Genomic DNA, 12998 nt, shown 5'->3' on the forward strand with positions numbered 1-12998 from the left:
TGAGGTGGTTAGTAGGCGCCGGAGGGCTTGATGACTGCCCGGAAGGTCCGCCACAGGATCAGGAGGTCCCCGGCGATGGACCAGTTCTCGACGTAGTACAGGTCCAGCCGCACTGCCTCATCCCAGGAAAGGTCCGAGCGGCCATTGATTTGCCAGAGGCCGGTGATTCCCGGCTTGATGAGCAGTCGGCGGTGGGTGTGGCGTTCGTAGCCGCTGACTTCCCGGTCCAGCGGAGGGCGCGGCCCCACCATGCTCATGTTGCCCAGCAGAACGTTCCAGAGCTGCGGCAGTTCATCGAGGGAGTACTTCCGCATCCAGCGCCCGCACCGCGTGACGCGTGGATCGTCGCGGAGCTTGAACAGCACTCCCGCGCCTTCGTTCTGCTGGTTCAGTGCCGCCAGCCGGGCTTCGGCGTCCACCACCATGGACCGGAACTTCAACATCCCGAACGCGGTGCCGTCCTTGCCCACCCGGTCCTGCCGGAAAAGCACCGGCCCTGGACTGTCCAGCCGCACGATCACGGCAAGGACCAGGAGCAGCGGCGACAGCGCAAGGAGGGCAGCCAGCGCCATCGCCGCATCCATGACCCTCTTCAGCGCATGTTTCGCTCCCGAGTACTGGGGAATGTCGACGTGCATCAGGGGGAGGCCTTCCACGGGGCGCCAGTGGATCCGGGGGCCCGCAACGTTGGTGAGCGTGGCGGCGAGGACCATTTCGGCGGCGCATTCCTCCAGCTTCCAGCCAAGCTCACGGATGAACCGGTTGCCGCCGGGCAGGGGCCCAGCCACAATGACGGCGTCGGCGTCGGACAGCCGTGCCGTCCGGGCGATGTCGTCAGTGGAGGAAAGTACCGGTACCAGCTGGCCGTCCACCTGCAGGCTCGCCCCGCGCCGGGCGCCGGGAAGGCAGACTCCCAGGATCTTGTACACAGGACCGGACTTCCTGGCCACCTGTTGGACCACGTACCGGACCTCCTCGGGTTCTCCCACCACGATCGCCCTCGAAAGGTGGCGTCCGTAGGCCTTTTCCCGCGTCAGCCGGCGCCGGAAGGCCCAGCGGTTACCGGACAGGGCCACCAGCCCCAACGGAAGCGACACGGTGACGAAGGCCGTCCCGCCATGGACCGAAAACACCACGGCAGTGATGGCCATCAGGCCGAAGATCCGAAGCGTCGCGGAGGCGACCCGCTTGTACTCGTCCGCGCCAACCCCCAGGACCTTGGAGTCACGAGTCCGGTAGATCTCCAGCGCCATGAGCCAGAGCAGCATTACCGTGGCGGCAGTGAGGACGCCGCCCTTGTCGCTTTCAACCCCGGGAGTGAACCCAACGCTGGAGAACAGGTAGCCAACCAAAACGGCTCCTGCCACCATGAGCGAATCAGTGACGCGGAGAAGATTGATGTGCGTGGAAATCCACGCTGCCGCCGCCTTCCGGCCCGGCGTTGCACTAACGGCAGCCGGCGGCAGCAGAAGCCGGGTTCCTGCGGCTTCTGCTGCCGCCAACGGCGCTGTTGCGGTCCGCTGTGCAGCAACGGGCGCAACGGGCCAGCCAAACGTTGCACGCCGGGTTCGGGCTACTGGAACTTCCGCCATGATGACCCCTTCCCGGTGTGTCCGCTTTTTGCTCTGACCGTGAAGCAAAATTAGCCCTGAAGCGGCGGGTTATAGGGGGAATATCGGGGGCTTTGTGGTACCGGGAAGGCAACAGTGTGGATACTGCGGGTACCTGCAAAGAGGAGGGTTTCGTCCCTAAACGACAGGCAGGACGTAGGGTTCCCGGGCCGCGGCGTCCTTGCCGGCGGCGAGGGCGGTCAGCTGCGCGCGGGACTCGACGCCCAGCTTGCGGTAGATCGCTGTGAGGCGCACTTCCACAGTCCGGACGGAGACGTAGAGCGTGGCGGCGATTTCCTTGTTGCGCATGCCTCGGGCCACCATCTGCGCGAGGGCGCGTTCGTGGTCGGCGAGCATGAGCATGGCGGGGTTGCCTGGTGCCCGGGCGGGTTCAACGCGTTCATCCAGCAAGAGGGAATCCACGTGCTGGGTCCAGGCGTCGGCGCCGGCCTCGTCAAACATCACCTTGGCCCGCAGGAGTCCATCCCTGGCATCCCGCAGCCGGCCGAAGGCGCCCAGCCGCTCCGCGTAGCACAGCAGCGTCCTGGCGCGTTCCAGCAGTGAGTCGTGGGCATTCCGGCTCTCAAGCGCGTGGCTGAACAGCTGCAGGGACTGCTCGCCGTCGGCGAGCATGGCCCGGCTCCGTGCCACGGCACTGAGCAGCCAGGGGGACCTGAGCCCCACAGAACGGCTTTCCAGGCGGTAGAGGGCCTGGGTGGCTTCGCGGTGCCGTCCCAGCCGGACAAGGACTTCCACCAGGTCAGCCTCGCAGCGCAGCAGCGTGGGATTTCCAAAGGCCATGCCGATTTCCGCGGCGCGGGACAGCTGCGCGAAGGACTCGGCCAGGTTGCCGCGCATCAGCGCGAAGTGGCCCTGGCAGGCGGCCAACTGGGCCGTGATGGCCGGGTGGCTTTCCGCGCCGGAGAAGTGGTGGGCCTCCGACACGTACAGCCGTGCCAAGGCCTCATCGCCCAGGGAGTGGGCCCGCCACACCCGGAAGATGTGCCGCATTCCGCGGTGGTATTTGGTTTCGGGTTCGTTGAGTTCTAGGTCCTCGATCAGCCGGATGGCCGTCCGGACATTCCCGGCCCTGATCTCGTTGTCCGCGGCGAGGTAGGCTGCGGTTTCCCGCCAGTTGATGTTGGACGCCTCAACGGAATTCCGCACCATCGCGAACGCTTCCTGGGCCAGTTCGTGGTGCTCTGCGTAGCTCAGCGCGCGCCCCTGCACCAAGAGTGTGGCCACGGTTCCGGCGGCGTCATGCTTGCGGCCCAGATGCTCAGCGTTCCCGCTGATCGCCTCGATCAGGAGCTTGGCGCGGTCCGCGACGGCGAGGCAGTCCTTGGAGGCCGCGTCCTGGAACTGCTCAGCGTGGCGCACCAGGCTGATCGCATCTTCCAGTTCCCACCGCTCCGCGTAGTAGAGCGAACCGACGGCCAACAGGATGGCGGCGTAGGCAGGATCGTGCTGGCCGAACTCCTTCACCAGCCGAAGCACCATGCTTGACCGCACCGCTGCACCCTGGATGAACTGGATTTCGAACGCAAGGCCCGTCAGGCGCAGGATGAGGGCCGGGTTGCGCGTTACCCGCTGCGCCCAGTCCAGGTACCGCTTGGCGTAGACGAATTCGCCCCTGTTGAACAGCAGCTCAGCGACGGTAGTGAGCCGTGCGGCGGTCTCGGCTTCCCACGGATTGATCGTGAGTGCGCGTTCTATGTACTCCACCGCGAAAGCGACTTCCCCGCTCCGGATCAGGTCCACGGCAAACCGCAGGAGGCCAAACGGGGTCTGGCGCTCCAGCGCGGTAAAACTCTGGTGCCAGCGGCGTGCGTACGGATCGGTGTCACCGGCCGCTTCTGCCAGGGCGCGGTGGTTGGCGGTCCGGACGGCCGGAGTCATGCTGGCAAAAACGTAGCCGCGCAGCAGCTGGTCCTGGATGCGCAGGTGTGGGCCGGACCGGCTGACCATGCCGCTGGCCAGGAGCTCGTCCACCCCTGCCCACAGCTCGTCGTAGACCTTTTCCAGCGTGGCGATGTCGCTCCGGCAGGACAGCGACATCAGGTCAAGGACCTGCCGCGCGGCCGGGGTCAGGCCGCCCACTGTTGCGGCGAATTCGGATTCGAAGCTTCCCTTGCAGGGCAGCGGGATGGGGAGCGCGTATTTCCCTTCGGCCTGTCGTTCCAGCAGGCAGGTGTAGAGCTCGACGGCGGCAAGCGGGTTGCCTTGGGTTGCCGCCGCTACCGCGTGGATCGCCGCCGTCGCGGTCTGGCGGGCCGGAATCGACTCCAGCATCCGGACGGCGTCGTTGTAGTTCAGTGCCTTCAGGTGAAGGGCCGGGAGGCTGCCGAACGGGCTCTCCGGCGATTCGTCACGGACGCTGGTGAAGAGCGCCATGTCTGTCCCGGACAGGCGTCTGGCGAGGAATCCGATGACCGCCTGGCTGCTGGGATCCAGCTGGTCTGCATCATCGATGACGATCACGGTGCGCGACGATGACCGCTGGTGAAGCCCGTTCAGGAGCATAGTGGATACGGTGGGGACATCCATGGCACCGGTTGAGTCGCGGAGCAGCTCGTCTGCGAACCGGTTGAGGACGGGATCGTCGATTCCGTTCAGCAGAGCCGTGAGGCCGGAGAGCGGCCAGTCTGATTCGGAGGCACTGGCCCGCAGGAAAACAGTCCGGTAGTCGGAAAGCCGCGGAATCTCGGACAGCAGAGCGGACTTACCCACACCACGCCGCCCTACAACGGTCAGGGCGGATTCCTTCGGCCCCCGGATCACGGAAAGGATCCGGTCCAGCTCCTTGCTTCGGCCTATTAACGACATGAGGTCCCCATCCATCGAAGAAGGAGACCGATATTGCTTTGTACCTCAGTTAATGACGAAGCCCGTCCAGTCATTGACATGACTGTGCGGGCCAACTTCCTGGCCGCATCATTACGTCCAGCACGGTACCCAGCCGTTGGATGCCAATATAGCCGCGATCCGGTTCCGGCACCAGAGAAATTTAGGCCCCCGTGTACTCAGGTTTTGGCATCCGCTACTCAGGTTTCGAGGGCATTTCAAAGTTGCCTGTCGGGCGGCGGATGATTCGCAATAGTGTCCGCTCCTGTGAAAACATCTGATTTCGGCTCCCGCCTTCTGTGCCAATGCACAGCAGGTGATGGGCCAGCCGCGTCTTAGGGTGGAGAAAACGTGTGATCCACCGCACGGGCCAACACCCGAAAAGTGCTCAAGGCCCATCCCTGTGGCGCCGCAAGGCAGCCAAACAATTTCCGCACCAACACCGAGGACGGCGCACCCATGCACGCTGACCAGCAACTCTCCAAGTCGCTCAAACCGCGGCACCTCTCCATGATCGCCATTGCCGGCGTGATCGGGGCAGGCCTCTTTGTGGGGTCAGGCGCCGCGATCCAGCAAGCCGGCCCGGGCATCCTCCTGGCCTACATGGCCGCCGGAATCGTGGTGATCCTGGTGATGCGGATGCTCGGTGAGATGGCAGCAGCCAACCCCGAAACGGGATCCTTTTCCACCTATGCGGACAAGGCGCTCGGCCGGTGGGCCGGCTTCAGCATCGGTTGGCTGTACGCCTGGTTCTGGATCATCGTGCTGGGGATCGAGGCCACGGCCGGGGCAGCGATCATGCACCGCTGGGTTCCCGGCATTGACCAGTGGGTCTGGGCGCTGATCCTGATGGTCCTGCTGACGCTGACCAACCTTGGCTCCGTGAAGTCCTACGGCGAGTTCGAATTCTGGTTCGCCTCCATCAAGGTGGCCGCCATTGTGCTGTTCCTGCTCTTTGGCGCAGCGGCCATCCTGGGCCTCGTCCCGGGTGTCCCGGCGCCTGGCCTGAGCAACCTCGTCGAGAACGGCGGATTCCTTCCCAACGGGCCGGGTGCCGTCCTCGCGGGCATCCTGGTGGTTGTTTTCTCCTTCTTCGGCGCGGAGATCGCCACCATCGCCGCCGGTGAGTCCGAGAACCCTGTTGATGCGGTCAAGAAGGCCGTGAAGTCCACGGTGTGGCGCATCCTGGTCTTCTACATCGGTTCCATCGCCATTGTTGTCACCCTGCTGCCGTGGAATGACGCCAACGTGGCCAAGAGCCCGTACGTCGCCGTGATTGAACTGTTCGGCATCCCCGGGGCCGGAACCATCATGGACATCGTGGTGCTCACCTCCGTCCTGTCCTGCCTGAACTCCGGTCTCTACACCGCCAGCCGCATGCTCTTCTCACTGTCCAAGCGCGGCGACGCACCGAAGGCCTGGACCCGGATTTCCAAGCGCGGCGTTCCCGCGGCGGCAGTCCTGGCCTCAACGGTGGTCGGCTTCGTGACGGTCGGGCTGAACTATGTCGCCCCGGACACCGTCTTCCTGTTCCTCGTGAACACGTCAGGCGCGATCGCCCTGTTTGTCTGGCTGGTCATCGCGTCTTCCCAGCTGATCCTGCGCAAGCGCATGGGGGCGGCCGCCAAGGACCTCGCCCTGAAGATGTGGCTTTTCCCCTACCTGACCTGGGTATCAATCGCCAGCATCGTGGCACTGCTGATCGGCATGGTGATCCTGGAGTCCACCCGGGAGTCCCTGATCCTGTCGCTGGCACTGGCCGCCGTTGTGGTGGGCATCGGAGTCTGGCGCTACCGCAAGGGCGGCCCGGCGGGACCCGCTGTTGAGGCTCCGCAGGACGAGGACGCCGCCGTCGGTGCCGGCCCGGCGTCGTAAGGTCCGCGGCGCTTAGGCCGCCAGGCCGAGCACCAGGTTGATCGTGGCGGCCAGGATGACTGTGCCGAACAGGTAGGACAGCAGGCTGTGCTTGAGTGCCTCGCGCCGGATGCGCGGGTTCTCCAGGTTGGTGTCCGACACCTGGTAGGTCATCCCGATGCTGGTGGCCAGGTAGGCGAAGTCCGTGTATTGCGGCGGCTCGTCCTGGTTGAAGCTGACGCCGCCGTCGCTCTCCCCGCCGTAGAAATGCTCTGCGTATCGGAGGGTGAAAAGCGTCTGCACCAGCATCCAGGACAGGGCCACGCTGGCAAGGACCAGTGCGGCCCCGCCAAGCTGCGTGCCGCCGCCGCCCTGGTGCGAATCGACCACCACGACGGCGACTGCCGCCAGCGAGGCGATATTCGCCGCCAGGATCAGTAGGTCGGTGGTTGGCCGGGACGGGTCCTCCGCGACGGCGTGGGCCTTGGTCTGGGCGGGATCCATGCGGCCGATCACCAGCCACACCCAGCCGACGTAGACCAGGGCCGCCGTCGCCCACCCGGCGGCCGGCGCCTGCACCCAGAACCCCGCGGCGCCGGTAGCCAGTGCAGCGGCAATTCCAGCCACCACCATGGCCCCGAACCGGAGCCGGCTGCGCCGGATCGGTGGGGCGTTGAGGGGCGCGGCATCCATGATCTGTACTCTAGCCGCGCCTGCCGAAGCCAACCCCGCCCGCAACGGCGCGGTTTTCCACATACCCGCAGCACCGCTTCCGCAGAGGAATCCAGGCGCTTAGCCTTGAGTCAAGCGCGAATCGCCTATCCGGTCCAAATGCACTAAGATATTGAAGTCTGTGCTGCGCCCTGCCTCCGTTCCGGTGGCCGGGCATGTGCATGGCATCGCAAATGAACCTCCTGTTACGGAAATGCCGTAACCGCTTAGCCCAAAGGAGGTGGGTTCACATATGCGTCCTTACGAATTGATGGTAATCATCGACCCCGAGGTCGAAGAGCGTACCGTTGAGCCGTCGCTTCAGAAGTTCCTGAATGTCATCACCAACGATGGTGGAACCATCGAAAAGGTTGACATCTGGGGCCGTCGCCGACTGGCCTACGACATCAAGAAGAAGTCCGAAGGTATCTACGCCGTGGTGAACTTCACCGCCAAGCCGGACACCGCCAAGGAACTTGACCGCCAGCTGTCTCTTAACGAGACCATCATGCGCACCAAGATCACCCGCCCCGAAGAGCAGAAGGTTGTTGCTGAGTAATTTCAGCACCGATTTTCATTCTTCACCCCGCAGGATCGAATTCTTCATCCAGGATCGAACAAGGAGGCAGTAGATGGCAGGCGAGACCACCATTACGGTCATCGGTAATCTCACCAATGACCCGGAATTGCGGTTCACACCGTCAGGTTCGGCAGTAGCGAACTTCACCATCGCTTCCACCCCACGCACCTTTGATCGTCAGTCCAACGAGTGGAAGGACGGGGAAACCCTGTTCCTCCGCGCTGCAGTCTGGCGTGAAGCAGCCGAGAACGTCGCCGAGTCCCTCACCAAGGGCATGCGCGTGATCGTTTCCGGCCGGCTGAAGAGCCGTTCCTACGAAACCAAAGAAGGCGAAAAGCGCACCGTCATTGAGCTCGAGGTCGACGAAATCGGCCCGAGCCTGCGCTACGCCAATGCCAAGGTCAACCGCACCCAGCGCTCCGGCGGTCAGGGTGGCCAGGGTGGCTTCGGCGGCGGCAACAGCGGCGGTGGATTCGGAGGCGGCAACTCTGGTGGAAACCAGGGCGGCAACTCCGGTGGCGGTTTCGGTGGCGGCAACCAGCAGGCTGCACAGGAAGACCCCTGGGCAACGCCCGGTGTCTCCAATGCAGGCGGCTGGGGCAACGGCCCGGATTCCGAACCTCCCTTCTAAACACCAAAAATTAAGGCCCGACGCCGGGGCCGCCCTGGGTGCCTTACGGCACCCGAAGCGACTGCCGCCGTCGGACCACCACCATCCCGTGGATCAATATCCACGGGCTCCATAGAATAGGAGCTCCACGATGGCTAAGGCTGAACTCCGTAAGCCCAAACCAAAGTCCAACCCCTTGAAGGCCGCTGACATCACCGTCATCGACTACAAGGACGTAGCATTGCTGCGCAAGTTCATCTCCGACCGCGGAAAGATCCGCGCCCGTCGCGTCACTGGCGTCACGGTGCAGGAACAGCGCAAGATCGCACAGGCAATCAAGAACGCCCGCGAAGTTGCCCTGCTGCCTTACTCCGGCGCTGGCCGCGGCTAAGGAAGGGATTAACTAACATGGCAAAGCTCATTCTGACCCACGAAGTAACCGGTCTCGGTGCTGCTGGCGACGTTGTCGAGGTCAAGGACGGTTACGCACGTAACTTCCTGCTGCCCCGCAACTTCGCCCTGACCTGGTCGAAGGGTGGCGAGAAGCAGGTTGAGTCCATCAAGGCTGCCCGCGCCGCCCGCGCGCACGCTTCCCTGGAAGATGCGCAGAAGCAGGCCGCTGCACTGTCCGCCAAGCCGGTCAAGCTCGTTGTCAAGGCTGGCGAGACCGGACGCCTGTTCGGCACCGTCAAGCAGGCCGACGTTGCCGACGCTGTTGAGGCCGCTGGCCTTGGCAAAATCGACAAGCGCAAGGTTGAACTGCCGGCACACATCAAGTCGGTTGGTTCCTACCAGGCCAACGTCCGTCTGCACGACGACGTTGCCGCTGTGATCGAACTCGACGTAGTAGCAGGCAAGTAGTCTTTCCGGCTGCGCAGTCCTGAACTGCACGAAAACCCCCGTTGCCCCGGCAGCGGGGGTTTTCTGTTCCCGCCGAGGTGGCACTTCACGGCAGTGCTGCGCGCTGGTCAGGGGCTGTGGGGCTCCGTCGTGACGTGCCGGTATCCCGCCCGGATCAGTTCGGCTAGGACGCCCCGGTCCACGTCGTCCAGTTTGTTGACGTAGAGGCATGCTGTGCTGGTCCGGTGCTTGCCGAGTTCGGGAAGCAGCCGGTCGGCGTCGGGTCCGTCTGTGAGGCCGTACAGCACCAGGTTGGCCTTGCGCGGTGAGAATCCGACGGCGGCTGCGTCGCCCTCCCGCCCGCTGTTGTACTTGTAGTGGTAGCTGCCGAATCCCACGATGGTGGGACCCCACATGACGGCTTCCTGGCCAGTGATGCCACGCATCATCTCCAACAACTCGAAGCCATCCGCACGGCGCCCCGGATGCTCCACTGCCGCCAGGAAATCGTTCACGGACGCATCGGTTGCCTGTGTCTTGTTTTCAGCCATGCTGGAAGTCTGGCAGAGCGCGGGGGACTTGTCAGCGGGGCCGCTCCGCAGTGGTAACCTGCAGCGGTGAGCCAGAAGCCAGCCCCCATTCGCCGCCGCCCCTTCGCCCAGGTGGACGTGTTCACCGCCGAGCACTACCGGGGCAACCCGCTCGCGGTGGTGGTCGACGCCGACGGTCTCACCACAGATCAGATGCAGCAGTTCGCCAACTGGACCAACCTGTCCGAAACCGCGTTCCTGCTGCCGCCCACCCACCCCGAGGCGGATTACCGGGTCCGGATCTTCACCGCCCACGAGGAGTTCCCCTTCGCCGGGCATCCCACGCTTGGATCCGCGCACGCATGGCTGGAGGCCGGCGGCCTTCCCAAGGCGGAGGGGGTACTCATCCAGGAGTGCGGTGCGGGACTGGTCCCGGTGCGTATCGACGCCGGACGGCTGGCTTTCGCAGCGCCGCCGCTGACGCGCTCCGGGCCCGTGGACGAGCCGGACATGGCAAGGATCGCTTCAGGCCTCCGGCTGCCCCGCCAGGCTCTCCTGGATGCCACGTGGCTGGTCAACGGACCCGACTGGATCGGCGTGCTGCTGGACTCCGCCGAACAGGTCCTGGACATCAAGCCGGACTATGCCGCCATGCAGGGCCTGAAGGTGGGCGTGATCGGGCCGCATGCCGCAGCGGGAGGCGCCGACTTCGAGGTGCGGACATTCATCCCCGGAGACGCAGCCGCCGAGGACCCGGTCACCGGCAGCTTCAACGCAGGCGTGGCGCAGTGGCTGATCGGCAGTGGACGGGCGCCGGTGTCGTACACTGCCGCCCAGGGCACCATGCTGGGCCGGGCAGGGAAGGTCCATGTGGACGCCATGGACAACGACATTTGGGTGGGCGGCAGCTCCGTCACGTGCATCAGCGGGACGGTGGTCCTGTAAGGCTGTGGAATAAACGCGGATAGCCACCGGTTACGTAGGTACATGCAAATACATGTAAAGTAGTCGGAACCGAACATCAGGAGTCCACAGTGGAAACCCGCCGCATCACCGTATTGTCCGCCGGCCTCGGAGTGCCGTCGTCGAGCAGGCTGCTCGCAGACCAGCTTGCCGCGGCGGCAGAACGCAGGCTCGCGGACGCCGGTTATGAAGTGAAGCTGGACGTCGTCGAGCTCCGTGACCTCGCCGTGGACATCGCGAACAACTTCGTCACCGGCTACGCGGCCCCGCGCCTGGCGGAGGTCATTGCGGGCGTCGAGGCATCCGACGGCATCATCGCCGTCAGTCCCGTGTTCAGCGCGTCGTACAGCGGCCTCTTCAAATCCTTCATTGACGTCCTGGACCCTAAGTCCCTGGACGGCAAGGCCGTCCTGCTCGGGGCCACCGGCGGTACCGACCGCCACCAGATGGTCCTGGACTACGCCATGCGTCCGCTGTTCAGCTACCTGCGCACCCGGACGGCGGCGACCGGAGTGTTTGCCGGCCCCCAGGACTGGGGAAACACGGACGACGGCGGCTCGCCCCTTTCGTCCCGGATCGACCGTGCGGCGGCTGAGTTCGTCGGACTCCTGACAGGGGAGCAGCCCGGCCGCAAGCCGGCGGCCCTGGAGTCCCTGCCGTTTGCGCAGCTCCTGGCCAGCATCTCCGGCGGCCGATGACGCAGGCCCCGCACCGGGAGATCCGGCGGCCGGACAAAGCTGCCGAACTATCCGGGCCTTCCGATCGTTGACCGGGACATGAAGTGTCCTGTGGATTCCATTGACCTGATCATGAGCGAACGCAGCGGTGTGGAGATTGACTACTGCCCCCAGTGCCGCGGCGTATGGCTCGACCGCGGTGAGCTCGACAAGATCATCGACCGCGCCAACGGGGCAATGGGCGGAGGAGCCGCTGCGCCTGTCCGGCCGGCAGCCCCTGCTCCCGGCCCGACGCCGCCTCCGCTGTACCCGAACTTTGAACCACGGCGCGACCAGCCCCGCTACGAGCAACCGCGCTATGACGACCGCAAGTATGGCAAGCAGGGCCATGACCGTGACTATGACCGCCGCGGGCATAAGAAAAAGGAAGGCTGGCTGGGGGATCTCTTCGACTTCTAGCCGGGCCGATGTTCCCTGCTGGCCCGCTTTTCCCTAGTCGTCCAGGAGGGCGATGAACTCTCGGGCCTGCTTGAGGGTGATGTCCGAGTGCCGGGTGAGGGCCGTGGCGGCGCCTTCGGTGTCGCCGCTGCGTGCCAGCGTGCGGATCCGCCCGTAAATTTCGTCGTTGAGCATGTTGCTGCTGACTTCCCGGGTCACGTCACCCTTGCTGGCGATGGCCCGGTACCGGTAGGGAAAGCGCTGGGGAGTGTCGTCGTCGTCGGACTCCTGTGCCGCCTCCGCGGAGGCGGGAGTCCGGTAAGGCTGCGGGTGGGCTGCCAGCGCGCCCACGGCATCCCGAGCGGCCCTCAGGCCGGCGTCTGTAGCCTCGTAGTAGAGCTTGATGGCCGCCATGGCCTGGCCCTGGGCGATGAGGGCGTAGAGCCGGCGGTGCTGGTCCTCGGTGAGCTTCGCGGCGGCCGCCCGGGCCAACTCCACGGGGTCGCTGGCGGGGGCGGTGGCGCCGGCCGCTGCGGAAGCCTTCAGGCGCCTGCTGATGGCGCGGGCGCCCAGGGCAACACCGGCAGCCACAACAACAAGGATGAAGGCGGGGATCACAAGCGATTCCATTTCTAAAGCCGATCTATGTACTTCTTGGCCGTGGCCAGGTCAAAGTGCGTCGCCTGGCGGAGGAGTTTAATGGCCTGGAGCTTCTGCCCGCCGCGGGCCATGGACTGCAACTGCAGGGTGAACTGGGGGTTGAGCTGCCCGCCCGGAAGAGCCGTGTAGCCATGCTGGCCGGCCATGCCGCCTGCCTGTGCGTGAAGTGCGGCCCGTGCGTTGTCCGCCTGCTGGGTCTGCTGCGCCTCGTTCTGGCTGGGGCGTGTATTGGCGTCAAGCCTGGCGCGGGCGGCGGTGGCGACCCGGACCTGGTTGGCATAGTGTTCGGCCGAGCGCATCGCGAGGTCCTGCTGGTATTTTTCGGCGTCGGAAATTCCGGAATCGCGGGGGCTGAGGGCTGTTGAAAGACCCCAGATTACCGCCACCAAAACCAGCGCAGGCAACAGCACCATCAGTATTTCGCCCATGTATAGAGCTTATGCCAGATCGCTGTTATCCACAGCATATTCCGCGACCCGCATACAGTCCGCCGAGTGTGGCGTCAATTCGGCGCCGATGCTGTGGAATTGATCACGGTCCAGGGATATCCGGCCACGATTGGGGCCGAAATTCGGTCCGCAATCAACAGCCCCGGCCTGCAAGCTGTGGATGAAGGTTTGGCAAAAGAATATTTCCTCCACACGCTCCAATCGGAGTTTCCGCAGGTCAGACGCGTATTTA

General features: G+C 64.8%; 14 protein-coding genes. 8 read left to right on the forward strand and 6 right to left on the reverse strand.

Going from position 1 to position 12998, the window contains the following annotated elements; translation table 11 throughout:
* Positions 1-8: 8 nt before the first annotated feature.
* Both ABV518_RS06225 and ABV518_RS06230 read right to left on the reverse strand, forming a co-directional pair.
* Positions 9-1592, reverse strand: a complete 1584-nt coding sequence (locus ABV518_RS06225; RefSeq protein WP_367765974.1) for a sugar transferase — start codon at positions 1590-1592, stop codon at positions 9-11.
* Positions 1593-1748: 156 nt separating this feature from the next.
* Positions 1749-4436, reverse strand: a complete 2688-nt coding sequence (locus tag ABV518_RS06230; RefSeq protein WP_367765975.1) for an AAA family ATPase — start codon at positions 4434-4436, stop codon at positions 1749-1751.
* Positions 4437-4913: 477 nt separating this feature from the next.
* Between ABV518_RS06230 and ABV518_RS06235 the strand changes: the two genes are divergently transcribed.
* The gene (locus tag ABV518_RS06235; protein WP_367765976.1) at positions 4914-6329 is read left to right on the forward strand and encodes an amino acid permease; all 1416 of its coding nucleotides are present in this window, start codon (positions 4914-4916) and stop codon (positions 6327-6329) included.
* 12 nt (positions 6330-6341) lie between these two features.
* Here the strand turns inward: ABV518_RS06235 and ABV518_RS06240 are convergent, their stop codons facing one another.
* Complete coding sequence (locus ABV518_RS06240; protein ID WP_367765977.1) at positions 6342-7001, reverse strand: DUF1345 domain-containing protein; 660 nt, start codon at positions 6999-7001, stop codon at positions 6342-6344.
* A 271-nt stretch (positions 7002-7272) separates the two neighbouring features.
* Here ABV518_RS06240 and rpsF point away from each other — a divergent pair, with 271 nt between their 5' ends.
* The 4 genes from rpsF to rplI all read left to right on the forward strand — a co-directional run bounded on the left by rpsF (position 7273) and on the right by rplI (position 9070).
* Entirely contained in the window at positions 7273-7578 is a 306-nt protein-coding gene (gene rpsF, locus ABV518_RS06245; RefSeq protein WP_050683795.1) for a 30S ribosomal protein S6, read from the forward strand.
* 73 nt (positions 7579-7651) lie between these two features.
* Positions 7652-8230 carry a single-stranded DNA-binding protein gene (locus ABV518_RS06250; RefSeq protein ID WP_131132000.1) on the forward strand — a complete coding sequence of 193 codons (579 nt, stop codon included), beginning with the start codon at positions 7652-7654 and terminating at the stop codon, positions 8228-8230.
* A 130-nt stretch (positions 8231-8360) separates the two neighbouring features.
* A complete protein-coding gene (rpsR, locus tag ABV518_RS06255) occupies positions 8361-8600 on the forward strand; it encodes a 30S ribosomal protein S18 (RefSeq protein ID WP_003800144.1) in 240 nt (79 codons plus the stop codon).
* A gap of 17 nt (positions 8601-8617) precedes the next feature.
* Positions 8618-9070, forward strand: a complete 453-nt coding sequence (gene rplI, locus ABV518_RS06260; RefSeq protein ID WP_131131999.1) for a 50S ribosomal protein L9 — start codon at positions 8618-8620, stop codon at positions 9068-9070.
* A gap of 107 nt (positions 9071-9177) precedes the next feature.
* On the opposite strand, the gene ABV518_RS06265 is transcribed toward rplI, so the two are convergent.
* Positions 9178-9600 (reverse strand): DUF1801 domain-containing protein, encoded by a 423-nt coding sequence (locus ABV518_RS06265; protein WP_367765978.1) that lies wholly within the window; start codon positions 9598-9600, stop codon positions 9178-9180.
* Positions 9601-9666: 66 nt separating this feature from the next.
* Between ABV518_RS06265 and ABV518_RS06270 the strand changes: the two genes are divergently transcribed.
* From ABV518_RS06270 to ABV518_RS06280, 3 genes are all read left to right on the forward strand, one after another.
* Positions 9667-10524 (forward strand): PhzF family phenazine biosynthesis protein, encoded by an 858-nt coding sequence (locus ABV518_RS06270; RefSeq protein ID WP_367765979.1) that lies wholly within the window; start codon positions 9667-9669, stop codon positions 10522-10524.
* Between the two features lie 89 nt (positions 10525-10613).
* Positions 10614-11240 carry an FMN reductase gene (locus ABV518_RS06275; RefSeq protein WP_367765980.1) on the forward strand — a complete coding sequence of 209 codons (627 nt, stop codon included), beginning with the start codon at positions 10614-10616 and terminating at the stop codon, positions 11238-11240.
* Between the two features lie 90 nt (positions 11241-11330).
* Positions 11331-11678, forward strand: coding sequence for a zf-TFIIB domain-containing protein (locus tag ABV518_RS06280; protein ID WP_367765981.1), 348 nt, complete (start codon positions 11331-11333; stop codon positions 11676-11678).
* A gap of 33 nt (positions 11679-11711) precedes the next feature.
* Here ABV518_RS06280 and ABV518_RS06285 read toward each other — a convergent pair whose 3' ends face one another.
* Both ABV518_RS06285 and ABV518_RS06290 read right to left on the reverse strand, forming a co-directional pair.
* Positions 11712-12287 carry a hypothetical protein gene (locus ABV518_RS06285; RefSeq protein ID WP_367765983.1) on the reverse strand — a complete coding sequence of 192 codons (576 nt, stop codon included), beginning with the start codon at positions 12285-12287 and terminating at the stop codon, positions 11712-11714.
* A gap of 2 nt (positions 12288-12289) precedes the next feature.
* Complete coding sequence (locus ABV518_RS06290; RefSeq protein WP_367765984.1) at positions 12290-12745, reverse strand: hypothetical protein; 456 nt, start codon at positions 12743-12745, stop codon at positions 12290-12292.
* Positions 12746-12998: the final 253 nt, after the last annotated feature.

It is taken from the genome of Arthrobacter sp. HS15c (assembly GCF_040812005.1).
In the GTDB taxonomy this organism is placed as follows: domain Bacteria; phylum Actinomycetota; class Actinomycetes; order Actinomycetales; family Micrococcaceae; genus Arthrobacter.